Here is a 24961-nt window from a genome sequence, read left to right as displayed (position 1 = left end):
CCCTCTCATTGTAAGCCGCTGTTCTATTTGAACAGAAAGTCAAAGATTTTTGTTTCTGGATCAAAAGCGTATAAAAAAGGGACAAAAAAACCGCCCGAAGGCGGTTCTTTTGTGAACAATGTGTATCGCTTAGGCGCGAACAAAGTCCAGGTGAGCCAGCTTGGGCTTGAAGGGATGACGCTGAACGTCCTGAACCTTCACTTTTACTTCCTGACCGTCGATAACCAGGGTCAGCACTTCGTTGTAGAAGGCGTCTTCCTGCTGAGCGATGATGGCCTTTTTGTGGTCCAGAGCAACCGCTACCGGCTCCTGGTTGCCGCCATAGATGATGGCAGGCACTTTGTCAGCGTGACGCAGGCGGCGGCTCGCACCTTTCCCCAGGTCAGTACGCACTTCGGCTTCAAATACAAATGACATAATCTTCTCTCTTTGAGGTTAATGACAAAGGCTGCGACCGGCCTTTGCCTTGATAAAAGCGCGCGGATGGTAACACGCGGCCCCTGTCGGGGCAAGCGGGAAGCCTGTCGCAGTCAAAAAGTAACCAAAGACGATCGCAACGCGAAGCATCAATGCGGTTGCGCTCCGCCGACACGCTTCAAGCCCATCCATGGGACGCTCGGCGCATGCCTTCCTTGGCATGCGACGGTCGGCTTCGGCAATCCCCACTGCTGCTTCGAGCAATATCGGCGTTGTCTGTTTACTAACGATCAGCACCTTGGTCTCCCAAAGAAAACAAAGGGTATCAAAGCGCCTTTTTTTGCTTCCAGCTTCTGGCTTCCCGCCTCAAGCTTTAGAGTGCTTCAATCTGCTGCAATACGCGTTTGTCCGAGACCGGATAGGCGGTGCCCAGGGTCTGGGCAAAGTACGACACCCGCAGCTCTTCTATCATCCAACGTACTTCCTTCACCTCAGGGGCCAGGGGTTTTCCTTTGGGCTGCTTTTTCAGCAGGGCCTGATAGGCAGACTGCACATTCTGAATTTTCAGCAGGTGGGCGCGGTCCCGGTGCGGATCAATACCCAGCTTGTCGAGCCGGCGGCTTAAGGCCTCAAGGTAGCGGCAGACGTCTTTCAGCCGTCCGGCACCGGTATCAGTCACAAAGCCGCGATAAATCAGGCCGTCGAGCTGAGCCTGAATGTCCGACATGGCCATGGCCATGGACAAGTCAATCTTGCCCTTGAGTCGTTTTTTAATACCTTGCGCCCGGCTCAGCACCTCTTCCACCTGCAGGGCAATGGCCGCTACCGTCGGGTTGAGCTCGCCGGCGACCTTGTCTTTTAACGACTCAAAGTCTTGCGGAGTCCAGGCCGGCGCACCGTACTCACGCATCAGCACATGAATGCCGGCGCGAATGCAGTCGTCCACCAGATCCAGCACCTTGCCGTAAGGGTTGAAATACAGCCCCAGCTTGGCCTTGTTGGGCAGTTTGTCCTGCAGATATTTGATGGGCGACGGCAGTTGCAGCAGCAGCAGCTTGCACTGGCCGTCCCACATGGTCTGGGCCTGGCTGGTTTCATCTTCGCACAATTGCAGCGCCACGCTGTCGCCCTGATCAGCCAGTGCCGGATAAGCTTTTACCTCAAACCCGGCCCGTTTGGTGGCAAAGGTATGCGGAATGGCGCTGGCGGGAAATTCCCGCAGCCCTTCCTGCTCAAAGCGATCGTCGTCCACCGCCTGTGTCAGCGCTGTCTGCACCTGGCCCTGCAAACTGAGCTTGATGCTTTCCAGATCCCGGCCGGTGGCCAGCTCCTTACCATCGGCGTCCATTACCGCAAAGCGCATGATGAGATGCGCCGGCAATGCGCTCCAGTCCCAGTCTTCGTGAGGCACGGTCACACCGGTCATGCGCCGCAGGTGTTTTTCCATCTGATCCAGCAGCGGGCCCTCAAAGGGGGTCATGGCCGCCAGCAGCGCCTCGGCAAAGTTGGGCGCCGGCACAAAGTGCTTGCGCATGGGCTTGGGCAGGGATTTTATCAACGCCACCAGCAACTCCCGGCGCAGGCCCGGCACCTGCCACACAAAGGGCTCGGGCGCCACCTGGTTGAGCAGCGGCAGCGGAATGCGCACGGTCACGCCGTCTTCTTCCTTGCCCGGCTCAAACTGATAGTCGAGCGGCAGGTTCAGGCCGTCGTGCTGCCAGGCATCCGGGTAGTCACGGGTAGTCACGGCACCGGCGCGCTCGTTGAGCAACATCTCTTCGGTAAAGTGCAGCAGCTCGGGCTCGGCCTTGCGCGCCCCTTTCCACCACTTGTCGAAATGACGAATAGAGACAATATCGGCGGGCAGGCGCTCATCGTAAAAGCGGAACAGAGTCTCGTCGTCAATCACCAGATCCCGGCGGCGCGACTTGTGCTCCAGGGTCTCGGCCTGATCCAGCAGGGCTCTGTTGTGGTGAAAGAACTCGTGCCGGGTGCTAAGTTCCCCTTCCACCAGGGCCTGGCGAATAAACAGCTCCCGGCACAGTTTGGGGTCAACGGCAGAGTAGTTCACCCGGCGGCGCACCACCACCGGCAGGCCAAACAGGCTTTTGCTCACATAGCCCATCACAGCGCCCTGTTTTTTCGACCAGTGCGGCTCGCTGTAGCTGGACTTGAGCAAATGGGCCCCGGCTTCCTCCAGCCAGGCCTGATCAATGCGCGCGGCGGTGCGGCCGTAAAGCCGGTGGGTTTCGGTGAGCTCGGCCACCATCAGCCAGCGCGGCGGCTTTTTAGCAAGTTGAGAGCCCGGCACCAGCACAAAGCGGGCGTTGCGCGCCCCCAAAATGTCTTTTTTGTCACCATCGCGCAGTCCCACCTGGCTGAGCATGCCGGTCAGCAGGGCCCGGTGCAGGCTGTCAAAGCTGGCGGGCGTGCTGTTCAGGGCAAAGCCCAGCTCCCGCACCACCAGCCGCAGCTGGCTGTAAATGTCCTGCCATTCCCGCACCCGCAGGTAGTTGAGAAATTCACTCATGCACTGCTTGCGGAACTGGTTGCCGCTCAGCAATTTTTGCTGCTCTTTCAGGTAGTGCCACAGATTGATATAAGCCACAAAGTCCGAGTCTTTGTCGGCAAAGCGACGGTGCATTTCGGCAGCGGCCTGCTGTTTCTCCAGTGGTCGTTCACGGGGATCCTGAATGCTCAGCGCCGCAGTGATCACCATCACCTCGGTCACACAGCCATAATCGCGGGCGGCCAGCACCATGCGGCCCAGGCGCGGGTCTACCGGCAGCCGGGACAGGTCCCGCCCGAGCGGGGTAAGCATGAGCTGATTTTTCTCGTTTTGTACCGCCCCCAGCTCTTCCAGCAGGCGTATGCCGTCGGAGATATTTTTGTTTTCCGGCGCTTCTACAAAGGGAAAGGCGGAAATGTCCCCCAACCCCAGAGACAACATCTGTAAAATGACCGAGGCCAGGTTGGTACGCAGAATCTCGGGGTCGGTAAATTCCGGCCGGTTTAAAAAGTCTTCTTCGCTGTACAGGCGAATACAAATGCCTGCCTCGACCCGGCCACAGCGGCCCATGCGCTGGTTGGCGCTGGCCTGGGACACCGGCTCAATGGGCAGGCGCTGCACCTTGGTGCGGTAGGAGTAACGGCTGATGCGCGCCGTGCCGGGATCGATCACGTAGCGAATGCCGGGCACGGTGAGCGAGGTTTCCGCCACGTTGGTGGCCAGCACAATGCGCCGGCCGGAATGGGATTCAAAAATGCGGTTCTGCTCGGCGTTCGACAGCCTTGAGAACAGCGGCACTATCTCGGTATGGCGCAGCTCCAGCTTGCGCAGGGCGTCGGCGGTGTCGCGAATTTCCCGTTCGCCGTTCATGAAGATCAGAATGTCGCCGGGGCCTTCATTGCTGAGCTCGGTGACCGCATCAAAGATGCCCTGCAGCTGATCCCGCTCCCGGCTGTCGTCCACCAGCGGCCGGTAGCGCAGCTCCACCGGATAGGTGCGGCCCGACACCGAGATAATGGGGGCATCGTTAAAGTGCCTGGAGAAACGCTCGGGATCGATGGTGGCAGAAGTAATGATAATTTTGAGATCGGGCCGTTTGGGCAGCAGCTGGCGCAGGTAGCCGAGAATAAAGTCGATGTTGAGGCTGCGCTCGTGGGCTTCATCAATGATGATGGTGTCGTACTGACGCAACATGCGGTCCTGCTGAATCTCCGCCAGCAGAATGCCGTCTGTCATCAGCTTGACCTGCGTTTCCTGGCTTGCCTGATCACTGAAGCGCACCTTGAAACCGACACGCTCCCCCAGCTCACAGCCCAGCTCCTGGGCCAGACGGGTGGCCACGCTGCGGGCCGCCAGCCGACGGGGCTGAGTGTGACCAATGGTGCCGTCGATGCCAAGGCCCAGCTCCAGACACATTTTGGGGATCTGGGTGGTTTTGCCCGAGCCAGTTTCACCGGCAATGATCACCACCTGATGGTCCTGAATGGCTTGTTTGATGGTATCGCGCTTGTCGCTGACCGGCAGCTGGGGCGGATAGGCAATCGGGCTTTGCAGCAATGCCTGCCGCCGGCTACGCTCGGCCATGGAAGTGGCCATCTCCAGCGCTATTTTTTCCAGTACCTTTTGCTGCCGGGACTCAGCCAGCCTTGCCACCCCCTGTAACCGGCGGCGAAACCGTCCGCTCTCAGCGCCTCTGCACTCTTTCAGCCTTGCCTGCAACTGTTCAACCGACTGTGCCAAACCAAAACCCCTGTTTGTTTATAAACACATTTAGTGCCAAAAAATCTGGCGCGCAGTTTAGCAGAAACCAGCGTTTGAATGCAGGTGCCGCAGCCGGCCCGCAGCCACCATTCCAATGCTGAATTTACGGAGTTACTGCCTGTATTTTGAACCACCCTTACAGGCGGAAGCATTTTTTCCTTAAAAAAGCACATAAACGGACAGTGTTTTTTCCGTCACACCAGGAATAACGAGATACTCACCCCCATCATGACCACCACCAAGAAAAACATCTAATGCATTGAAATTAAAAACAAAAATATAAAGAAATATAAAACAGGCATTAAAAAATCTGATTGTTACGTCAGATTTGACTCATCATTACTGTCAAAAACAGACGTTACTCATCATTTACTACCCCAACAGCAAATAAAACACACTTTAACGGTTGAAAAGCAAACATCATGCCAGTATAGTGTGTTCACAGCCCACTGTTGAGGAAGGTAAACAATGAAAGAGTTAGTTATAACCGTCATTTTTACAGTCTGTGCAACCATGCTTGCCATTTCTGCACCTTCCTTGGCACAATTCTAACGAGCCCGGGAAGACAGGACTGTACTGCACGAAGAAATAACACTATTTCCTGTAAAACAAAAAAGGCACCTTTCGGTGCCTTTTTTGTTTGTTTATCAATAACCTGAGCTAGTAAGGAGCCACACTCATATTACTGCCGGAGCCAATCATGCGAACTCGCTGGCCCGGTTGCCAGCTTCTGTCCGCTTTTTGTACCACCACCAGACTTTCACCGCTGTCGGTGCGAATTTCAAGCTCCACGGCATTCACCTGATTGATTTTTTCTTCCGCCTTTGAGCCCACCATGGCACCGGCAATGGCACCGGCTGCGGTGGCCAGTGAGCGGCCCGTACCACCGCCAATGGCACTACCGGCAATACCACCCAGTACACCACCGCCCACTGTGCCCACCACATTGGGGTTTTGATCACCGGCCTGAATTTTTACCGGTCGCACCGATACCAAAGTACCATAGGTCACGCTCTGGGCCCGGCCGGCCGTGCTGCTGCCATACACATCACCGGAATAAACATCACTATTGGCACAACCACCCAACCCCAGTGCAGCCAGAATAACAACTGCTGATAAATGCTTGATTTTCATAACGTGCTCCTGTTGTAAAAAGCCGAAATATCCACCAAACAATATACCCTAAGCATTCGCACGTCACCCCAAACTAGACTGCATCGCCCACGGGTTTACTGAATAACAGGCGTGCCAGCAGCAGCCAGAGCCCCCAGCCCGATACCAGCAATACCAAAAACAGGAATAACCCCGCCTGAAACTTCTCCAGCATAATGCCGGCAATCACGGGGCCGGTCAGGGAGCCGATGCTGTAAGCAAACATCAGTTTTTGGGTCATGCGCACCAAAGCGCGGCCATTCATGTTGCCGCAGGCATAAGACATGGTGGTGGGATAAAGGGTAAAGGCTCCCGCCCCAATCAACACAAAAGCCGGGATCAACATATGAGTACCGTCAAATTCCCACAGCAGCAAACAACCACTGCCCACCATCAGGGTCTGCACTCCCATCATGGTTTTTTTACCCACTTTGTCTGCCAGACTGCCGTTGGGCAACTGAAACGCCATGCCACATAAAATCAGCCAGGCCATATACAGGCCAACCTCGTCGCCCAGCGCCAGCTGCTCCAGCTGAATGGGCATGAGTGCCGACAGCGCGCCCAGCAGCATGCCTGCCACCAGACAACCGGCCAGCCCCTGGGCTCTGTCCAGCCGGGGCGGCTTGCTGGGGGCGATGCCATCTGCTGTTATCTCGTCTTCCAGATTGGGTGAGCGGGCAAAACGCAGCGGCACCAGTGCCAGCGCACACAGGCCGGCCGCCAGCCAGAAGGCCGACGGGCTGTAAACCGTAAAGCCATCAATAAACAGCTGGCTGATGCCATAACTGAAGTAATACACCAGCATATAACGCGCCATGGCACTGGAACGACGGTTCAGCGGTGCCACCCCCAGCACCCAGCTTTCTACCGCCACAAAACTGATGGCGGCCGCCATGCCCGCCAGCATCCGCAGCACCAGCCATACCGGTAACAAACTGGTCCAGGTCAGCGCCACTGCTGCCAGTGCCAGGGTGGCACAGCACATCACCAGCGCACGCACATGCCCCAGCCGCTGTATGAATTTATCAGCAAAAAAACTGGCCCCCAGCATGCCTAGATAAAAAGCAGCACCTACCAGACCAATTTGTGCCGCCGGCGCACCCTGGCCATTCAGATAAACCGCCACCAGGGTCACCAGAAAGGCATTACCCAGTGTCAGCAGGATCAGATGTGTATAAAGTGGAACAAGGTGCATGAACGCCTCCGGATTTCGAGGCGCGCATTCTAGAAAGGGCCAAATCACAAGTACAACGAGAAAAATTTGTGATTTGGCGAGAAAATTTGATGTTTAACTAATGTTACCGGCCATATGCCAGATCATGCCCTGCCCGAGGGTGAGCGCACCCAATATTAACAGAGCGGCAACGGCAATCACCGGTGGCTTGGTTTGCTCTTTGCGCAACAGCGGCAAAAACCAGACCAGGGCTCCCGCCAGCACGGCACCACTTAGCTGCACAAAAGGCAGGGTCATGGCTGCCAGTGCCGGCTCACTGAGACCGGCCGCACGAATGGCCAGCGCCAGCAACCAGATCACCCCAAAGGCAGTGCCGGCCAGGGGCAACAGCACATTAAAGGCCTGCAGACGGTGTTTGGCGCGCACCATAATCAGATGAGCAAACACACAACCGCCGGCACCCGCGGCCAGCAAGGCCCAGCCTGCGCCCATGCGCCATCCCACCAGAGCACCATAAACTAGTGCCAGCACCAGCGCCGGATAATGCCAGCTGACATCCAGACTGCGTTTGCCCTGCATACGCGCCTGATACAGCACAGTGCCAAGCCCCGCTACCAGCGTCGCACCACCCAGCCAGAGCATAACCGGCGGTACACCGGCTTCCACCCCCAGCATCAGCGCCAGCCCAAACACCGCCCATACCGACATGGCTCCGTCACTGATACGACGCCGTTGCCCCGGGCAGAGATCGCCGTTTTTAAGTACCCATACCAAGAGGCCGAGAGCGGCCACTGCCGTGAGTGCCAGAGGCGCAAACAAGCGCGCCGGCAGTAATTCTGTCATTACTTTTCTCCGTTAATGCGTTGTGCCTATTTTAGCGTTGCCGGCGGGCCAGTACGACCATACGGGCAAACATACGGCGTAATTCAATGGGCACCCGCTCCGGGCCATGAGGCTCAATGGCCTCTACCAGCGCCAGTGCCATGCCTGGCTTGCTGCGCCGGCTCAGCGCTCGCTCAATAATACGTGAGGGAGGCGTATGTTTGTCGTGAATATTGGCTTCCTGACGAAACACCTGCTCAAGACCGTTAAAATACATATAGTGTTCAATATCGTTACGAGGCAATACAGTAAGGTGGTCGGTTTCCCGCTCACCCCGCAGCATGCCGCGCACCCCCTGTGCATATTTCTGACCGGCTTCATCACCATCGGTCAGCAAGTGCCAGCCAATGCCGAAATCCCGGGCTACCTTGATCAGCGGACTGTGCCCACACTGGGCAAACTCGATGATACGAATGCCCTCGGCAGGCAGCACATACCCACAAATTCGCGCCAGCTCCGACAGCAGCCAGATTTCTGTTTCCCCTTCCACCAGCAGCCAGTAGCGGGCAAATAACGACATGGGTCTGTTAATACGCACATGAAAGGCAATGCGGCGCATGTCTTCCGCACTGTAGCGTTCGTTGCCGATGGACATACAGCGGGTCTCGCCGTTCATGCGCACCAGACGGCGCAGATGATTAAGCGGAAAGGCCGACAACAAATCACCCGAGTTGGTGGTGACCAGCTTCTGGCCGGGAAAGCGCTCCAGAATACCCCAGGTGGCTGCCAGCATGGTGGGGTGCAGCCGGCTTTCGGGATCTTCAATCAGCAGCAAAGGCCGGGCTCCGGTTTCAATGGGACGGCCGCCCCGGGCCTGCAAAATAGTGCGGGCTACCGCCGCCAGTGCCAACGACAGGCCGCTGTCTTCTCCTAAAGGCTGCCAGTCGTTGAATTTACCAAGCTGGGTAAGCGTCACCGGGTGAATGGCAATGTCTTTTGCCCGCCGCGGTGCCCGGCTGGTGGCCCCCTGAGGCGTAAAATAATGCTCGAACAGCTGGCGCACCGCATCCAGACCGGCTTCAATTTCCTTGCGGCTAAGCTCGTCTTCTTCAGCCAGCTGGTCACTGAGCCGGCTCAGCAGCTGCTGATAATCGCCATTAAGATTCACAATGGGCAGATCCTGCGGCGCGCCCCGCGAGTCCCGCAGCCGGAATACCGGATTCATTTCTATCAGCCGGCATACCAGCGCCGACGCATGACCAAGCTCAATCACGGTGCCGGCACTGTTCAGAAACTCATGACGGCAGTGTATACCCTGCTTATCACGCCAGGCCCGGGCGCGATAATAGATGCGGTGAAAGCTGTCTTTGTGAGGCACCCATACCTGCTCAAGCCGGGCCAGCCGGTTGGAATGCTGGCTGACCCCGGGTCTGTGCTCACGATAGGTCAGGGTAATGGAAAGCTCCTGAGCCGGGTCACCGGCCTCGGTGCGGTAGAAATCTTCTTCGGCAAACTCATAGCAGCAGGCACCACGGCCCATCAGCCGCCACAGGGCACGAAACAGACTGGTTTTACCCCAGGCATTTTCTCCCATCAGCACTGTGCTTTGATCCAGCGGCAACGACAGCTGATTAATACCGAGAAAATTGCGGATGTGAACGTGCTCAAGATACATGGACGCTATCCGGGTTGGTGAGTGACATCAGCTGCGGTAAAGCACCTTGATCAGATGATAGCCAAAGCGGGTTTTAACCGGCCCCTGCACCTTAAGTTCGGGTCCGGTAAACACCGCTTTGTCAAAAGGACCGGCCATATCACCTTTTTTAAACTCGCCCAGATCACCGCCTTTTTTACCGGACGGACAAATGGAATATTTTTTGGCCAGCTGATGAAAGTCGGCCCCGTTATCAAGCCGGGCTTTGAGCTGGTTACACTCGGCTTCGGTTTTCACCAGAATATGAAGGGCACAGGCACGTTTTGCCATCAAAGGTTCTCATTGAAATAAAGCAATAACGTCAGTGTGCCAAAATGCGGAGGCGGACGAAAGCAGATAGAGCTCCCTCCCCTTTCCAAGGGGAGGGCTGAGGTGGGATTAGGCTACCGCCAGGGCGACGGTATCGGCGTGGGTCTGTACCAGTTCATCGTGCAGGGCCACCACGGCCTGCTCATAATACTCGTCATCCACAATAAACTGCATTTCCACCGCCCGCAGCGACTGATGCACGGCACGCACCGGCACATCGGCCTTGTTGAGCGCACCCACAGAGCGGGCCAGCAAACCGGGAATGCTCATATCACTGCCCACGGCCGACACCAGCGAGACTTTATGGGTAGTCACATCGGCGTTTTCAAACCGGCGCTGCAGCGACTCTACCAGGCGACGCACCTGCTTGCGGTTGCCCGCCACATAATAAGTGAGGGTGTTGGCATTCATGTCTTTCGCCACCAGGTTCAGGTGCATCTTGTCCAGCTCGTCGGTAAAGCCCTCAGCGTAGTGAGACACCCGGCCCACCATGTCCTGATCAAACAGCTCAACCGCAAACAGGTTACGGCGGCCCGCCACCATTTCCACACAGGGTGCCGGACTGCGGTAGTCGGTGGTGATCAGCGTCCCTTCGTGATCCGGTTCAAAGGTGTTACGCACTCTGAGCGGAATGCCCTGCTGGCGCAGCCCCTTGGCGGCCTGAGGGTGAATGGCTTCCATGCCGAGATTTGACAGCTGATCGGTCACATCATAATTGGTGCGGCCAATGGGGATTACCTCATCTTCGCCGGCCAGACGAGGATCGGCACTGCTCAGGTGGTATTCCTTGTGAATAATGGCTTCACGGGCACCACTGAGTACCGCCAGCCGGCTGAAGGTCATTTCACTGTAGCCACGATCAAAGCTGCTCATCAGGCCTTCTTTACAATGAGCGTAACCGGTGACCACCGGCAGCTGAGCAGACAGGTCTACCCGGGCCAGCGCCTGATTCAGCACTTCATCCAGCGGCAGCGCCTCGTCGGTGCGCCAGCCGGTCAGGTCCATCAGAATGGCGTTAACGCCGCTCTGGCGCAGGTACAGCACCATGTTATGAGCACTGTGGGCTTCGCCCATGGCTGCCAGCAGCTCCCGAATGGTCTGCAGCTGCTCGGCAAGCTGAAACTGACCAAAGGCGCACACTTTGCGTAAATGGTTCAGGCAGTCGCGAATGCCGGCCATGCGCTCACGGAGAAAGGCATCGGCCAGCGCCCGCTCGGGAGTGGCCCCGAACATTTCTTCGTTAATCTGAGACATACGCACGCTGACATTGTCCAGCGCCTGCTCCCAGGCCTGATCGTCTTCGGCATCGGCAAAGCTGGCATACACACCGGGGGCACCGGTGCGCTTGCACTCCAGCAGGCCATCGGTAATGCCGCCAAAGGCCGACACCACCAGCATGCGCTGGTAATAGCTGTGCTCATCTCGGTTATGCAGCACTATGTTGTCGCGGACCGCCTGATACTGGCTCATGGAGGTACCGCCGATTTTTTCTACTGTATGTGACACTCTGTAATTCTCCCGTTCCCTGACATTGAACATTCTGTTCTTGAGCGCACATTTTCAGTGGGCCTGGATTTGACCAACCCTGCCCAGTGAAAAGGTGCGGAGCGCAAGGCATAGCGAAGCAGCAGCGGGGATTGCCGTAGCCACAGCGTGTCGTGAAGTGCAACCGCGCTGATGCTTCGCCTTGCAGACAGACGCTGTACTCAGCCTTCCGCTTCTTCCGTTTCCAGCGGATACACGCCGTCGGCGTCGTGCACTTCCTTGCCGGTGAGCGGCGGGTTGAACACGCAGGCCAGTTTCATGTCTTCGCTGCCGCCGCGCAGCAGGTGCTCGTCGTGCTGATCAAGAATGTACAGGGTGCCCGGCTCGATGTTGTAGATGTTACCGGTGGCCAGATCTTCAATTTCACCGTTACCGCTCATGCAATACACAGACTCCAGATGGTTCTGATAGTGAATGTGGGTTTCGGTATTGGCAAAGATGGTGGTGATATGAAATGAAAAACCCATCTTGTCGTCTTTGAGCAGCATGCGGGTGCTTTCCCAGGTGCCGGTCTCGGACTGCACGCGGCGTTCGGAATTCTCACAGTCGGCAAGGGTACGTACTATCATGGTATTTCCTTTAACTATTCGATGTGCATTAGTTTTGTAGGCCCGGCTTTTAGCCGGGCATGGGTGCCCCAATAAATTGGGGCCTACCGCAGCTTAAGAGGCCTTTTTCAGGCGCTTGGCAGCTACGTCCACAATGGCCTGCTCCAGCCAGTCCAGCCCCTGGGTCAGCTCCGCTTCGGTGATGATCAGCGGGCACAGGCATTTGACCACTTCATCATCGGGGCCGGCGGTTTCAATCACCAGGCCCAGCTCAAAGGCGCGACTGGTGATTTCATCAGCGATATCACCGTTCAAACAGGCAATGCCCTGCATCAGACCACGGCCCTTCACCTTGTCGAACAGCTCGGGATATTTATCGGCCAGTTTCTGCAGACGAGCGGTAACCAGCTCCCCCTTGGCACGCACACCGGCGGCAAATTCATCGTCCTGCCAGAAGGTTTCCAGCGCTTTGCGGGCAGTAATAAAGGCATGATTGTTACCCCGGAAGGTGCCGTTATGCTCACCTGGCTCCCACTGATCCAGCTCGGGACGCAGCAGCACCAGTGCAAAGGGCAGGCCCATGCCGCTCAGCGATTTGGACAGAGTAATAATGTCGGGCTTGATGCCGGCTGGCTCAAAGCTGAAGAAGGTACCGGTACGGCCGCAGCCGGCCTGAATATCATCGGCAATCATCAGAATGTCGTGGGCTCGGCAGATTTTCTCCAGACGCTGCAGCCATTCAACGGAGGCTGCGTTCAGGCCCCCCTCGCCCTGTACCACTTCAAACAGCACGGCGGCAGGCTTGTCCAGGCCACTGGAGTTATCGTTCAGCATGGTTTCAAACAGCACCAGGCTGTCTTCACCGGTGCCGGCGTAACCGTCGTAGGGCAAACGAGTCACGTTGGCCAGCACGGTACCGGCACCACCGCGATGATGCTGGTTGCCGGTGGCGGCCAGCGCACCCAGGCTCACACCGTGAAAACCATTGGTAAAGGCCACGATGTTTTCCCGGCCGGTCACCTTGCGGGCCAGTTTCATCGCTGCTTCCACGGCGTTGGTGCCAGTGGGGCCGGTGAACTGGGCGACATGATCAAGGTCACGGGGCTTGAGAATAATGTCCTGCAGCGCACTCAGGAATTTGGCCTTGGCATCAGTATGCATATCCAGACCATGGGCAATGCCGTCATGCTGAATGTACTCGATCAGCGCTTCCTTCAGAGCCGGGTGGTTATGACCATAGTTGAGGGTGCCGGCACCGGCCAGAAAGTCCAGATAACGCTTGCCGCTGCTGTCGTGCAGCCAGACGCCTTTGGCCTGGTCAAACACCACCGGAAACGAACGGGCATAGGTTTGTACACTGGATTCCATTACATCAAAAATACTCATCACAACTCCTTAAAGTGCGATTTAAATCATTAAAAGCGAAAAATTCGAAGAAAAGTCAGGCTCAGGCCAGGGGAATGCGATAAAGGATCTCGCTCTTGCTCTCACCGCCAAAGTGGCGTTCCTGATCGAACAGCACATGGCGCACACCCTGATTGGCACCGCGTTCTCGGGCAACGCTCTCGAACAAGCCCCAGGAAGCGGCATTGTCGGGCGTAATGGTGGTTTCAATGCGGCGTACCCCCTTGCAGGCGTCGGCGTCGAGCAGATTTTCAAGCAGGCGACGGGCCAGGCCCTCTCCGCGGGCGCGTTTATCTATGGCTACCTGCCAGACGAACAGGGTGTCCGGTTCAGAAGGCTTGCGGTAGCCAGAGATAAACCCCAGCAGGGTGCCGTCATCCTCGTCTTCTGCCAGCATGCAGGTGTCGGCAAAATGCGAACACTGCAGCAGGTTGCAGTAAGTCGAGTTGGTATCCAGGGGCTTGCATCGGTCAATCAGGCGATTGACTTCACGACCGTCCGTGGCATTGGGGTGTCGCAGCACAAGTTGTAAGTCAACGGTTGTATCCATAATGATTGGCTTCAATCCCTTTTGGTTAGTGGGCTAATCAAAAAATTCCTTATTAACCTAACAAACCATCAAGCAATTGCAAGGCGAACTATATGAATTTAATTTGAATCGCATGCATTTTTAACGGCAGCAACAGTCCATGAAACAAACCTTTGCCAGCCGGTAAAAACGGCCTTATCCCCCGCCCTTAAAGGCCTGAACGGCACTTATTAAAACCATGAAACAAGCCTCTTTACGGACTTTACAAAAAAGTATAGAAATCACCAAAACACCGGCATGAGCGCCTATCATGAGGAACTTGCCACACTAAAAATTCATCTTCGCCCTCTGAAACAGACACGATTTCCCTGATCACCTTCCCATAAGACGCACCGATCACCAACCCAGCCTCATCAACGCCCGAAGCGTCACTTTTACTCACAGATCAAATTAAACAGCAGCTAAATTAGCCAAGCAGAAAACTCATTAGATCCCTAAGTGATACTCGCCAGATGCCGTCAGACCGATAATTTGAAAGCAAACCTTCATAACGTTAATCTTTAGCCTTGCTTCACATGCCATTCACACCGCCGGAATCATGAGTTACCCATGCTGAGATCATTGCTTGCCTTGCTGTTCGTCTGTTTCTCCTTGTCATCCTTTGCCGCCGACACGCCTGCGGAGGGTGAGGCCACCGAAGAAGTGCGTACCCGGCTTACCCCTTTTATGGAGCGCTATATGCTGGATGAGCTGAAAGCACTGCGTACCGAAATGGCCCAGTTCAAGGTCAACGTCAAAGAAGAAGTGGTACAAAAGGAGCTGAGCGTGGCCGACAAGGCCATGAGCTACGCCAACATCACAGTGACCTATTTCTTCTATCTGCTGGCCGGTGCCGCCTCTGTGCTGGCCATAGTGGGCTGGCAGTCTTTACGGGAACTAAAGAAGTCGGCACGAGATTATGTGGAAACCCAGATGAAACAGATCACTGACACGTATGAACGCAAACTTCGGCAGATTGAACGCGAACTGCAGCGAAAAACCAAAGTTATTGCAGAGAATTATCGGGAAATTGAACGCTTCCAGGAGGTGCACGGTCTCTGGTTGCGGGCCAGCCAGGAGCAAAGCCCCCAGGCCAAGATGGACATTTACGATCAGATACTGCACATCAAGCCCGGAGATCTCGACGCTCTCACCCATAAGGCTGATGCCGCACTGATGATGGACGAACGTCAGTGGGCACTGAGTCTGTGTAACCGTGTGATGCAGGTGGATCCGCAAAATGCTCATGCTCTCTATCAGCGTGCCTGTGCCCATGCCGGCATGGGGCATGAAGAGCAGGCCCTCAGCGATCTTGAACTGGCTGTGGAAAACAATCTGCACCTGCGTCATGTGGCAGCGGAAGACGAAGAATTTGAGCCACTGCGACAGCATCCGCGCTTTATCGAACTGACCAGCGACGCGACCGAAAACACATAAAACAAAATTGCACGAAACGTGAAAAAAATTGATTTTGCGTACTAGGCCTGAGTGCCATACTTTCCGCGATCATTAATGCCACGTTAGAGTGAGAGTGACCATGAGCTTTGAGTCAGCCAAGCCTTTTCAGGACTTTACCCACTTCCCCCGGGGGCTTCGCCGCTGCGGTGAATTTACCGTGACTGAAGCCCAGCTGCTGGAACAATGCGGCCATGCCATGCTGAGCCTTTATACCGGCCAGCGTGCGCCCATGACCGACGATGAGCAGCGCTTTGTAGAGCAGGTGCAGCAACAGGCAACCCCCGAGCTGCGCCACGCCAGAGTATGGATGAAATACCTTAAGGTGATCGGTCCGCGCCGGGTGCACCGCCTGTGCTCGCCCATGAGCACCGGCAACGACGATGACTATGAGCCGGCAGAAGACAGCGCCGACTGATGCTCTTCCCTCCCCTTGCCAAGGGGAGGTGTAACCCCTTGGGTTCCTGCTCAGAGTCACGCATAATGTCAGCAAATACAGCTACGTGCATATCACCATGAGCGAGCAGGTAAAGCCCACTTTCTACTTTTACGACTTTGAGACCGCCGGCATCAGCCCGGCCAAAGACAGACCGGTGCAGTTTGCCGGCATTCGTACCGATGCCGACTTTAACGAAATTGGTGAGCCGCAAATGTTTTATTGCCGGCTGCCTGCCGACTATCTACCCTCACCCGAAGCCACCCTGATCACCGGTATTACACCGCAAAAAGCCCAGCAGGACGGTCTGTGTGAGGCCGACTTTATTGCCCGCATTCATGAGCAGTTCAGCCAGCCGCAGACCTGCGTGCTGGGTTACAACAATATTCGCTTTGACGACGAAGTAACCCGTTACACTCTGTATCGCAACTTTTATGATCCCTACGCCTGGAGCTGGCAGCAGGGTAACTCCCGCTGGGATCTGCTGGATGTGGTACGCGCCTTTTATGCTCTGCGCCCCGATGGTATTCACTGGCCGGAAGACCAGGACGGCAAACCCAGCTTTAAACTGGAGCGCCTGACACAGGCCAACGGCATAGAGCATGGTCAGGCCCACGATGCGCTGGCAGACGTGCGTGCCACCATAGCGCTGGCCAGATTACTTAAACGAGCCCAGCCAAGGCTGTTCGATTACCTGTATGAGCTGCGCAACAAGCACAAGGTCAAGTCGCTGATTGACATTATCAGCAGCAAGCCGCTGGTGCATGTGTCGGGTATGTTTTCTGCCTGGCAGGGCTGTGCTACCTGGATTGCGCCACTGGCCTGGCATGCCAATAATGCCAATGCAGTCATTTGTGTGGATCTGGCCAGGGATCTGTCGCCGCTGGTTGACCTGAGCCCTGATGAATTGCGCCAGCGTCTGTATACACCCAACAACGAGCTGGGTGAGCTGCCACCGGTGCCGCTCAAGCTGGTGCATATCAACAAGTGTCCGGTGCTGGCCAAAGCGGCAGCACTGACCGAGCAACGCGCCGATGAGCTGGGCATAGACAGAACCCAGTGCCGAAAAAGCCTGGATTTACTACGACAGCACCCGGAAATAAGGGAAAAAGCCGAAGCCGTGTTTGCTGAAGGCAAGGAGTTTGAGCCGACGGACGACGTTGACACAGCCCTGTATCAGGGCTTTTTCAGTGATGCCGACAAGGCCGCCATGGCCATGGTGCGCAACGCCGCCCCTGACATGCTGGGCGAACTGCCGCTGTCGTTCAGTGACGAGCGTTTGCCCGAGCTGCTGTTTCGTTATCGGGCGCGCAACTATCCTCACACCCTGAGCGAGCAGGAATGGCAGCGCTGGCGGCTGCACTGTCAGGACAAGCTTTCGGCCCATGCCGAGGTCTATATGCACCGTCTGGAGCAGCTGGTGCTGGAGCATCAGGAAGATGAACATCAACTGGGTCTGCTGCAGGCAGTGGCCCGCTATGTACAATCCCTTTAAGATTTTACCATGACGCTTATTCGTGACTTTGCAGTCATCTTTGTTTGCCTGTTGATGGGCAAAGCCATTGCAGCCGTGCTGCCGTTTGCCTTTCCGGCCAGCATTATTGGCCTGCTGCTGCTGTTTGCGTTACTCAGCAGCAACTTGGTGCGCCTTGAATGGGTGCAGGCTGGCGGCCAGCTTATTTTGCGGCATATGGCGCTGTTGTTTATTCCGGTGGCAGCGGGTCTGCTCAGCTACGCCGATGTATTAAGCAAAGGCCTTGGCTTTATTCTGCTGGCAGCAGTGACCGGCCTGGTGCTTATTCTGCTGGCGGTGGGCTGGCTCTATCAGAGGCTGGCATCATGATGTTCTGGCTGGCCATTCCCGTTACCGTGCTGTGTTATCTGCTCACCCGCAAGCTGGCACGTCGTTTTAATAATCTGCTGATCAACCCCATCATGATACCGGCGCTGCTGATTATTGCGCTGCTGCTGGCCACCGACACCAGTCCGGCTGAATATGACGCCGGCACCAGACCGCTGGCGCTCTTGCTGGAGCTGGCAGTGGTGGCGTTTGCTCTGCCCTTATATCAGCAGGCAGCCAAAATTCGTAGCCGGCTGATGCCGATTTTGCTGTGCTGCAGCCTGTCGGTAGTGATTTCTGTGGGCACCACCTTACTGATTGGCGGTATTATTCATCAAAGTCCTGAACTGCTGGCCTCGGTACTTACCAAGTCCATAACCACGCCCCTGGCCATGAGCGTGAGTGAGTCCATGGGTGGCATTCCGGCCATTGCGGCAGGACTGGTAATTATTGTGGGCATGATGGGGGCTATTATCGGCTTTCCGCTGCTGCGGCTGGCAGGCGTTAACCATCCGGAAGCACAGGGGCTGGCCATGGGGGCCAGTGCTCATGCCATAGGCACCGGTGCCGCCGCCGAAGTAGGCAATACTCAAGGGGCCTTTGCGTCCCTCGCCATGGTAGTGTGCGGTATTGTCACCGCCTTGCTGGCCCCGCCGCTGTTTCACCTCTACCTTTGGTTCACAGGCTGACACCAGGAGGCGCAAATGATACAGATCGCATTGCAGCAAATGAGCATTATTGCCCAGCCCCGGCTGACGCCGGAGCAAGTAAAAGCCCTTGAGCATGCCACCGGCCTTGCAGGCGCAAGACTTGCACTGGCACTGCTGCCACAGGCCCGGCAACTGAGCCTGGCACCAGTATCGAATTTTGCGGTGGGTGCGATCGCCATGGCAGATTCAGGATACTGGTATTTGGGTGCCAATCTGGAGTTTGCCGGTCTTGCACTGCATTATTCCGTGCATGCGGAGCAGTCGGCCATTGGTCATGCGGCGCTGCATAATGAGCAACACATTCAGGCTGTAGTGGTCAGCGCCAGCCCCTGCGGCCATTGCCGGCAGTTTATGCAGGAGCTGAATCAGCCAGTCACCATTACTCTGCCCGAGGCCGAACACGCATTAAGCGAGCTTCTGCCTTATGCCTTTGGCCCGGCTGATCTGGGTATTGACGGCGGCATGCTCAGCCCAGAGCCGGGCACGCTGCACCACGCCAGTGACGACACACTCTTAAAGGCTGCCCTGCAGCAGGCCAACCTGAGCTATGCCCCCTATAGCCACAATCGTGCCGGCGTAGCCCTGCAACTGGCGGACGGACGCATTATCACCGGTCGCTATCTGGAAAATGCCGCCTTTAATCCGGGACTTGGCCCCATGCAGCTGGCACTGAGCCAGTTACAACTGCAGGGCGGCCAGCCCGAACACATTACTCGCGCCGTATTGGTGGAAAGCGCCGCTGGCATCAGTCAGTACCCGGGCGCGGCTCAGCTGCTGGCCGCCAGCAGTGCCGTTACCCTGGAACACGTTTCATAGACCAATGGCTAATGGCCGGCATCAGTATGGCCGGCCATACTCAGGCAACAAATCATTAACATCGGAGTGTAAGGGAATCATGCTCTGGCTGAAACTGGCTGAGCCGGCATTGCTGCTGGCAGGATTATTACTGGTATTGATTGGCACATGGCGCTATGGCCGGCGCAAGAAAGACTGGCTGGCATTGCCGCGTATTGTATTTAACCGCGCCAAGGATCTGACGCTGCAGGAATATCGCTGGCTGCGCTATGGCGGCATGCTGCTGTTTGCCGGCGTGTTGGTGCGCATTGCCAGCCTGACGTTTTATCCGATATAACACCCCCACCCGGCCTTCAGTCACTAAACGCCTTACGGCCCATAAAGGAGTGGCTGAGGGTGTTGCCGTCCACCAGCTCCAGCTCGCCGCCGATGGGCACACCGTGAGCAATGCGACTGACCGACACTCCGCGGCTGCGGGCAATATCGGCAATAAAATAGGCGGTGGCTTCCCCTTCCACCGTGGGGTTGGTGGCAAGAATAAGCTCGCTGAACGGCTCGGTGTCCAGCCAGGTTTCCAGTATATTCAGGCCCAGCTCTTCCGGGCCTACTCCGTCGAGCGGCGATAAATGGCCCATCAGCACAAAATAACGCCCCTGATATTGACCGGTCTGCTCTATGGCCACCACGTCTGCCGGACTTTCTACCACGCATAACTGACCACTCACCGCCCGCTTGGGGCTGGCGCAGATGGCGCAGACGGCTTCTTCGGTAAAAGTGCGGCACTGACGGCAATGGCCGATATTATCCAGTGCCTGCTCCAGCACATGGGACAGCTTGCGGCCGCCGGCACGCTGACGCTCCAGCAGGGCAAAGGCCATGCGCTGTGCCGATTTGGGCCCCACACCGGGCAACACCTGCAGGCTTTTGATTAATTCATCCAGTAACGGGCTGAAACGCATGGAAGACTCTTGAAAGATATTTGGAAGGGGAAAGGAAAGCTAGAAGCTGAAAAAATAAAACAGCGTGTTGAGACATCAGTGCTTTTCTTCCAGCTTCCGGCTTCAAGCTTTGTTTTAGAACGGCATTTTAAAACCCGGGGGCAGCTGCATGCCGCCGGTGAGCTCGCCCATACGCGCTTTGTTCTGCTCTTCCACCCGGCGCACGGCGTCGTTTACCGCGGCTGCCAGCAGATCTTCCACCAGCTCCTTGTCGTCTTCCAGCAGGCTGTCGTCCAGCTCTACCCGGCGCACAGAGTGACTGCCGGTCATGGTGACTTTTACCAGGCCGGCACCGGCCTCACCCACCACTTCCATCTGGGCCAGCTCTTCCTGCAGCTTCTGCATTTTATCCTGCATCTGCTGCGCCTGTTTCATGATATTGCCAAGTCCGCCTTTACCAAACATAGGTTGTTACTCTTTATTGATGGTGAATACAGTCACGCTTACTGCGCCATGGGCTCAATGCTGTCTGCATCCAGCTCGGCGGCAAAGCGCGAGATAAGGAATTGTACCGCATCATCGGCTTCAATTTCATCTCTGGCGCGCGCCCGGGCCGCCTGATATAACTGCAGCTCCACATCAGACGGCGTTTGTCCTTCTCCTCCCAGACTCACGCGAACGCTGATGCTGCGACCAAGATGCTGACTGACCAGCGCTTCAAGCTCGGCGCGGGTTTTATCATTAAGCAGATGCTTATGTTCAGGTCTTAACCATAACTGCCACTGATCACCCTGCTGCTCCAGCGTGCTGTGCATGGCCAGCTGGCGTAGCAGGCCGCCCAAAGGCAGTTCAGACACCAGTCTGGCCCAGGGATCGGTTGCCTGAGAAAGCAGCTCGGAGGGCTTCAGTGGCTCAGCTGCTTCTTTCCAGCTGGCCCTGGGTACAGATGGAGCCACCGCCTCGGGCTGAGCCGGAGCCGACGGTCTGGCGGCTGCGGGTACAGGTCTGGCCGCTGTTGCAGGCACCGGCCCTGAGACAGGCTCAGGCTCATCGCTCCAGGGCGGTGCGTCGTTATCGTCCCAGCTTATGTCTTGATAGGCATCCAGCGGCGGCAGCTCATTCCGGGGCTCGGGTACCACTTTTGCAGTCTGAGCCTGCACCGGCTTTTCTGTTGTTACCGGCGCTGGCCGCTCGGGTTTGGCCACCACTCGCGGGGCCGGCTTTTGCTCCGCTGCCGCTTCGCTGCGTTCCTGGCTCAGCAGCCGGTTACGGGTTTGCAGCAGACGACGAATGCGCGCCGCCTGCTCGGCAGCTTCATCCACCAGCGGCTCGGGCTCTACTGCAGGCAGCGGTGCCGACGCTGGTATTGGAGCAGACTCAGGTTTGACCGGATCTGGCTGTGCTTGCGCAACCGGCTGGCGCTCTTGTGGCGCAGCAGGCTGTTCCACCACTGTCTCAGACTGAGTGTCGGGCTGAATGGCAACTGGGCTGGTCACCTGTCCCATTTGCTCGGCCTGTTGCCAGATTTGTGCCTGCTCCTGTTCCAGCCGGCGGCTGATGGCCTCATCTTCGCTTGCCGGCAAGGCCGCCGGCTCAGGCTTTTTTAGCGGGGCCGGCTCCGCCTGAATGCCGGCGGCATCCTTGGGCACAAAGGCCAGAGTGCGCAGCAGTGTCATTTCCAGCGCCGAACGGCCATCCGGCGCAAAGGGCAAGTCTTTGCGGCCCTGCAGGCAAATCTGATAATAGAGCTGTATTTGATCCGGACTTACCAGCGGGGCAAGCCGGTTCAGCTCATCGGCATAAGGCACCCCTTGAGCCGGCACCACCTGGGCCAGTGCCAGCTGATGCCAGAAAGCAATCAGCTCCTTGTGCACATGGTCATAATCCGGCCCCAGAGTGGCCAGCTCGGCTACTCTGGCCAGCAAAGCGGCACCGTCGCCGGCTAATAATGCCTCCACCAGCGCCAGCAGCTGCTCCCGGTTAAGGTTGCCGAGCATGCGCTCCACTTCTGCCAGCTGCAGCCGGCCGTTGCCAAAGGCCAGAGCCTGATCGGTCAGACTTAATGCATCCCGCAAGCTGCCGTCGGCGGCGCGGGCCAGCGCGGCGGTGGCTTCTGGCTCAAAGTTCAGTTGCTCCTGCTGCAGAATATGCTGCAGCTGGCCGTCTATCTGACCGGGCTCCAGACTTTTAAGATGAAACTGCAAACAGCGGGACAAAATGGTAATGGGCAGCTTTTGCGGATCCGTGGTGGCCAGCAAAAACTTCACATGAGGCGGTGGCTCTTCCAGGGTTTTCAGCAGGGCATTAAAGCTGTGCCGGGAGAGCATGTGCACCTCGTCAATCAGGTACACCTTGAACCGGCCCCGGGCCGGCTGATATTGCACATTGTCGAGCAGCTCGCGGGTGTCTTCCACCTTGGTGCGGCTGGCAGCGTCTATCTCAAGCAGGTCAACAAAGCGCCCTTCTTCTATCTCCCGGCAACTGTCACAGCGGCCACAAGGATCAGCAGACACGCCGGTTTCACAGTTAAGCGCCTTGGCCAGCAGGCGGGCAATGGAGGTTTTGCCCACGCCACGGGTGCCGCTGAACAGATAGGCATGATGCAACCGCCCCTGCTCCAGGGCATTGATCAGCGCTGTCAGCACATGCTGTTGTCCCACCACGTCGCCAAACCGGCGTGGCCGCCATTTGCGGGCCAGTACCTGATAGCTCATGGGCTTAATGACCGTCAAACTCAACCAGACTGGTCACCCGCACACCCAGCTTGTTCAGCCGTTGCATGCCGCCCAGTGCAGGCAGACCAATCACAAAGGCGGCTTCCTGTACCTCACCGCCGCAGCTGCGCACCAGCTTAACCGCCGCTTCCACTGTACCACCGGTGGCCAACAGATCATCTATGATCAACACTTTTTCACCCGGCACAATAGAGTCAGCATGAATTTGCAGCGTGTCGGTGCCGTATTCCAGCTGATAAGACGCTTCTACGGTTTCCCGGGGCAGCTTGCCGGGCTTGCGGGCAGGAATAAAGCCCACACCCAGCGCCGCTGCCACCGGAGCGCCGAAAATAAAGCCACGGGCTTCGGTGCCAAGCACCTTGCGCACACCAGAATGGCGGTAGTGCTCTACCAGGGTGTCTATGGTCAGGCGAAAAGCTTCGCCGTCTTCCAGCAAACCGGTTATATCACGAAATATAATGCCGGGCTTGGGGTAATCGGGAATGGAGACAATACTGTTCGCGATAAGCTTAAGGGTGTCTTGTTTCATGGCGTATGGCTGCCTCATTAAACCCGGTTAACGCGGGCATGGCATGGAATGAAGGAGTGAAATCTTAGGGCCTCGTCTGATCCATTGCAACCATGCCAGGCGCGGGCACTGCCGGCAATCGCCACATCCAGCAGGCCAGTATCAGAAAGATGAGCACCAGCACCCCCCGCACCCACCACAAGGGGACCATATACACAGAAAAGGAAAAACTGATTGCCATTAACAGCAAAGCGCGACGTTTCACCTGAGGCCGCAGCCCTCTGTGTGTCTGCCAGTCGTGGATCAGGCTGCCAAACCAGGGGTGATTCACCAGCCAGGCATGCATTCGAGCAGAAGACTTACCAAAGCAACAGGCAGACAATAAAATAAACGGCGTGGTGGGCAACACCGGCAAAAAGGCACCTAATATTCCCAGCCCCAGAGCAATGGTGCCAAGCAGGGCAAATAAAAGTCGCATTGTGCTCTCCTGCCAGTTAAAACCCGTGTTTACTATAGCAAAAGTCGTTTTCAAACTCTCGCCTCACTGTCCGTCATGGCGCTTTTATCATGCCGGGGTTACACTGCCCGCTTTTGCCGGTAACTGAATAACATGCGTTTGATCCTGGCTCCGATGGAAGGGGTGCTCGACCATTTGATGCGGGACCTGCTCACCCGCCTTAACCCTTATGATTTATGCGTGACCGAGTTTGTACGGGTAGTGGACATGTGTCTGCCGGCGCGGGTTTTTCATCGGTTATGCCCCGAGCTGCATCATGGCTGCAAAACACCGTCGGGCACGCCGGTGCGTATTCAGTTACTGGGCCAGGACGCCAACTGGCTGGCAGAAAACGCTGCTCAGGCGATAAATCTGGGAGCCGGTGGTATTGATCTTAACTTTGGCTGTCCCGCCAAAACCGTCAACAAGCACAGAGGCGGTGCTGCCCTGCTGGCCGACAGCGAGCAGCTGTATCGCATTGGCCGGGCAGTGCGCGCCGCCGTGCCGGCCCATTTGCCGGTCAGTGCCAAAATTCGGCTGGGGCTGGAGCAGCGCGACCGTTATCTGGAAAACAGCCGGGCACTGGCAGAAGCCGGCATTACCGAGCTGGCAGTGCATGCCCGCAGCAAAAAGGACGGCTATCGCCCGCCGGCGTACTGGCCACTGGTGGCGGAGATTAGGCAGCAGCTGACTATTCCGGTGATTGTAAACGGCGAAATCTGGAACGCCGCTCATGCCCTGCAGGCGCAGGCAGAAAGCCAATGCAGCGATATCATGCTGGGCCGGGGTGCCCTTGCCCTGCCTAACCTGGCCGACATCATTAAAACCGGCACGGCTCCCCTGCCATGGAATGAAGTGATTGACCTGCTGCTCGACTACTCGGCACTGGAAGTGGAAGGTAACAAGGCCGTTTATTATCCCAACCGCATCAAGCAATGGCTGAATTATCTTAAGTTACAGTACCCGGAAGCACAGGAATTATTTACCACCATACGCACCCTCAAGCATACGGAAGAAATCCGGCGAGAGCTTGCGCAGCAAGCGCCCCTTCGGGAGCTATAAGCTGTCAGCTGTCAGTGGTGGAGTCTGAACGTTTTCGGGAGTGTCTGATACCAGGGCTTAGCC

The 24961-nt window shown here is 56.8% G+C and carries 24 protein-coding genes; 8 read left to right on the top strand and 16 right to left on the bottom strand.

Annotation, left to right across the window (positions count from 1 at the left end):
* Positions 1-129: 129 nt before the first annotated feature.
* From rplY to ectA, 11 genes are all read right to left on the bottom strand, one after another.
* Positions 130-417, bottom strand: a complete 288-nt coding sequence (rplY, locus tag N2M06_RS06575) for a 50S ribosomal protein L25 (RefSeq protein ID WP_317052883.1) — start codon at positions 415-417, stop codon at positions 130-132.
* Between the two features lie 373 nt (positions 418-790).
* Positions 791-4666, bottom strand: coding sequence for an ATP-dependent RNA helicase HrpA (gene hrpA, locus N2M06_RS06570; RefSeq protein WP_346351988.1), 3876 nt, complete (start codon positions 4664-4666; stop codon positions 791-793).
* A gap of 681 nt (positions 4667-5347) precedes the next feature.
* Positions 5348-5821 carry a glycine zipper 2TM domain-containing protein gene (locus tag N2M06_RS06565; protein ID WP_019933949.1) on the bottom strand — a complete coding sequence of 158 codons (474 nt, stop codon included), beginning with the start codon at positions 5819-5821 and terminating at the stop codon, positions 5348-5350.
* Positions 5822-5894: 73 nt separating this feature from the next.
* Positions 5895-7034 carry an MFS transporter gene (locus N2M06_RS06560; RefSeq protein WP_317074664.1) on the bottom strand — a complete coding sequence of 380 codons (1140 nt, stop codon included), beginning with the start codon at positions 7032-7034 and terminating at the stop codon, positions 5895-5897.
* A gap of 93 nt (positions 7035-7127) precedes the next feature.
* Positions 7128-7856 (bottom strand): hypothetical protein, encoded by a 729-nt coding sequence (locus tag N2M06_RS06555; RefSeq protein WP_346351987.1) that lies wholly within the window; start codon positions 7854-7856, stop codon positions 7128-7130.
* 31 nt (positions 7857-7887) lie between these two features.
* Complete coding sequence (locus N2M06_RS06550) at positions 7888-9510, bottom strand: DUF2813 domain-containing protein (protein ID WP_019933952.1); 1623 nt, start codon at positions 9508-9510, stop codon at positions 7888-7890.
* A 27-nt stretch (positions 9511-9537) separates the two neighbouring features.
* Complete coding sequence (ppiC, locus tag N2M06_RS06545; RefSeq protein WP_346351986.1) at positions 9538-9819, bottom strand: peptidylprolyl isomerase PpiC; 282 nt, start codon at positions 9817-9819, stop codon at positions 9538-9540.
* Between the two features lie 108 nt (positions 9820-9927).
* Positions 9928-11364, bottom strand: a complete 1437-nt coding sequence (locus N2M06_RS06540) for an aspartate kinase (RefSeq protein WP_346351985.1) — start codon at positions 11362-11364, stop codon at positions 9928-9930.
* A 200-nt stretch (positions 11365-11564) separates the two neighbouring features.
* Positions 11565-11972: an ectoine synthase gene (locus N2M06_RS06535; protein WP_019933955.1), complete on the bottom strand. Its 408-nt coding sequence runs from the start codon at positions 11970-11972 to the stop codon at positions 11565-11567.
* A gap of 93 nt (positions 11973-12065) precedes the next feature.
* Positions 12066-13337 (bottom strand): diaminobutyrate--2-oxoglutarate transaminase, encoded by a 1272-nt coding sequence (ectB, locus tag N2M06_RS06530; protein ID WP_346351984.1) that lies wholly within the window; start codon positions 13335-13337, stop codon positions 12066-12068.
* Positions 13338-13398: 61 nt separating this feature from the next.
* Positions 13399-13905 (bottom strand): diaminobutyrate acetyltransferase, encoded by a 507-nt coding sequence (gene ectA / locus N2M06_RS06525; RefSeq protein WP_019933957.1) that lies wholly within the window; start codon positions 13903-13905, stop codon positions 13399-13401.
* 588 nt (positions 13906-14493) lie between these two features.
* Here ectA and N2M06_RS06520 point away from each other — a divergent pair.
* From N2M06_RS06520 to N2M06_RS06490, 7 genes are all read left to right on the top strand, one after another.
* Positions 14494-15360, top strand: a complete 867-nt coding sequence (locus N2M06_RS06520) for a hypothetical protein (RefSeq protein ID WP_019933958.1) — start codon at positions 14494-14496, stop codon at positions 15358-15360.
* 100 nt (positions 15361-15460) lie between these two features.
* Positions 15461-15796, top strand: a complete 336-nt coding sequence (locus tag N2M06_RS06515) for a DUF413 domain-containing protein (protein WP_019933959.1) — start codon at positions 15461-15463, stop codon at positions 15794-15796.
* A 97-nt stretch (positions 15797-15893) separates the two neighbouring features.
* Entirely contained in the window at positions 15894-17309 is a 1416-nt protein-coding gene (gene sbcB, locus N2M06_RS06510; RefSeq protein ID WP_346351983.1) for an exodeoxyribonuclease I, read from the top strand.
* A gap of 9 nt (positions 17310-17318) precedes the next feature.
* The gene (locus N2M06_RS06505; RefSeq protein ID WP_317074671.1) at positions 17319-17657 is read left to right on the top strand and encodes a CidA/LrgA family protein; all 339 of its coding nucleotides are present in this window, start codon (positions 17319-17321) and stop codon (positions 17655-17657) included.
* Positions 17654-18343: an LrgB family protein gene (locus tag N2M06_RS06500; RefSeq protein ID WP_019933962.1), complete on the top strand. Its 690-nt coding sequence runs from the start codon at positions 17654-17656 to the stop codon at positions 18341-18343. The genes N2M06_RS06505 and N2M06_RS06500 overlap by 4 nt, the downstream gene beginning before the upstream one ends.
* Positions 18344-18358: 15 nt before the next feature.
* The gene (gene cdd, locus N2M06_RS06495; RefSeq protein ID WP_317074672.1) at positions 18359-19180 is read left to right on the top strand and encodes a cytidine deaminase; all 822 of its coding nucleotides are present in this window, start codon (positions 18359-18361) and stop codon (positions 19178-19180) included.
* A gap of 79 nt (positions 19181-19259) precedes the next feature.
* Positions 19260-19496, top strand: a complete 237-nt coding sequence (locus N2M06_RS06490) for a hypothetical protein (RefSeq protein ID WP_019933964.1) — start codon at positions 19260-19262, stop codon at positions 19494-19496.
* Between the two features lie 16 nt (positions 19497-19512).
* On the opposite strand, the gene recR is transcribed toward N2M06_RS06490, so the two are convergent.
* From recR to N2M06_RS06465, 5 genes are all read right to left on the bottom strand, one after another.
* Entirely contained in the window at positions 19513-20118 is a 606-nt protein-coding gene (gene recR, locus N2M06_RS06485) for a recombination mediator RecR (RefSeq protein WP_019933965.1), read from the bottom strand.
* A 114-nt stretch (positions 20119-20232) separates the two neighbouring features.
* On the bottom strand, positions 20233-20562 hold the full coding sequence (locus N2M06_RS06480) for a YbaB/EbfC family nucleoid-associated protein (RefSeq protein WP_019933966.1): 330 nt from the start codon (positions 20560-20562) through the stop codon (positions 20233-20235).
* A 38-nt stretch (positions 20563-20600) separates the two neighbouring features.
* Positions 20601-22811, bottom strand: a complete 2211-nt coding sequence (gene dnaX / locus N2M06_RS06475) for a DNA polymerase III subunit gamma/tau (protein ID WP_346351982.1) — start codon at positions 22809-22811, stop codon at positions 20601-20603.
* Between the two features lie 4 nt (positions 22812-22815).
* Complete coding sequence (gene apt / locus N2M06_RS06470) at positions 22816-23361, bottom strand: adenine phosphoribosyltransferase (protein WP_019933968.1); 546 nt, start codon at positions 23359-23361, stop codon at positions 22816-22818.
* A 64-nt stretch (positions 23362-23425) separates the two neighbouring features.
* Complete coding sequence (locus tag N2M06_RS06465; protein ID WP_346351981.1) at positions 23426-23818, bottom strand: YbaN family protein; 393 nt, start codon at positions 23816-23818, stop codon at positions 23426-23428.
* A 132-nt stretch (positions 23819-23950) separates the two neighbouring features.
* On the opposite strand from N2M06_RS06465, the gene dusC reads away from it, so the two are divergent.
* A complete protein-coding gene (dusC, locus tag N2M06_RS06460; protein WP_346351980.1) occupies positions 23951-24898 on the top strand; it encodes a tRNA dihydrouridine(16) synthase DusC in 948 nt (315 codons plus the stop codon).
* Positions 24899-24961 lie beyond the last annotated feature (63 nt).

Source organism: Oceanimonas sp. AH20CE76, from assembly GCF_039654065.1.
GTDB lineage: Bacteria > Pseudomonadota > Gammaproteobacteria > Enterobacterales > Aeromonadaceae > Oceanimonas > Oceanimonas smirnovii.
The sequence above is the reverse complement of the archived record's forward strand: the minus strand, read 5'-3'. Positions and strand labels throughout refer to the sequence as shown.